Origin of the sequence: Microbacterium sp., from assembly GCF_031988965.1 — a bacterium.
Lineage (GTDB): Bacteria > Actinomycetota > Actinomycetes > Actinomycetales > Microbacteriaceae > Microbacterium.
Genome location: NZ_DALZXX010000183.1, coordinates 3,554 through 4,554, shown reverse-complemented (window position 1 = coordinate 4,554; position 1,001 = coordinate 3,554). Strand labels below are relative to the sequence as shown.

Sequence of the window (1,001 nt, the reverse complement as noted above, 5' to 3'; positions counted from 1 at the left end):
AGCCCTGATCGGTGACCAGGATCTCGTCGCCGCGCTCGAGCTGCAGCGCGTTGTAGACGACGGTCGCGGCGGCGGAGGCGTTGGGAACGAAGGCGCTGTCTTCGGCGCGGGCGCCGACGAACGGGGCGGTGCGCTCGCGGGCCGCCTGCACGCGCTCGGCGATGCGGGGGAACCACTCGACGGGGCTGAGGTCGGCGCGCCGCCGCAGTGCATCCTGCTGCTCGACGACCGCCGTGGGCACGGCGCCGAACGAGCCGTGGTTGAGGTGGATCACGTCGGGATCGAGGGGCCACGCGTCACGGGCTCGCATGCCGGAGTTCAGCGTGAGCGGGGCGGGGAAGAGTGGTGCGGGCATCGGTCCTCGTCGGTGCGTCGGGGGGAGTTGTTGCACAACTTTGCCACAGCGCTTGGGAAATGGCTACGAAAAGGTGAGTATGAAACATAGTTGTCATACGAATTTGATGCGGTGGCTATGTCCGACAGACTCACAGAGGGATCAGGCGGTGGCGGGAGGATGACCATGAGCGCTTTGGACACGGCCCTGCACGGGTTGCGCACGCTGATCGCCGACGGCGCCCTGCGCCCGGGCGACCGCCTGCCCAGCGAGGGTGAGCTGTGCGAGACGCTCGGCGTCTCACGCGGATCGCTGCGCGAAGCCATCCGGATGCTGGCCGCACTCGGCGTGCTCGAGACCCGGCACGGCTCCGGGAGCTACGTCGGTGAGCTGCGCGCCGCCGACCTGATCGGCAGCCTGTCGCTGACCGTCGGGCTGCTGCCCATGGCCGGCGTGCTCGAACTCACCGAGCTGCGCCGTGTGCTCGAACCGCACGCGGCCGCGCTCGCCGCAGCCCGCATCGACGCGACGACCATCGACTCGCTCGGCCGGATCCTCGACGAGATCGAGGGCAGCGATGACTTCGAGGCCCACTCGCGGCTCGACCACGCCTTTCACATGACGATCTCGCAGGTCGCGGGCAACGACGCGCTCACGAGTCTGATCG

The 1,001-nt window shown here is 69.1% G+C and carries 1 protein-coding gene and 1 pseudogene; one reads left to right on the top strand and one right to left on the bottom strand.

Annotation, left to right across the window (positions count from 1 at the left end; all coding sequences use genetic code 11):
• A pseudogene (locus tag RTM68_RS17015) lies at positions 1–355 on the bottom strand (aminotransferase); the annotation flags it as partial.
• 165 nt (positions 356–520) lie between these two features.
• Between RTM68_RS17015 and RTM68_RS17010 the strand changes: the two are divergent.
• Positions 521–1,001, top strand: a 481-nt coding sequence (locus RTM68_RS17010; protein WP_312173216.1) for a GntR family transcriptional regulator, incomplete at its 3' end; no start/stop codon positions are given.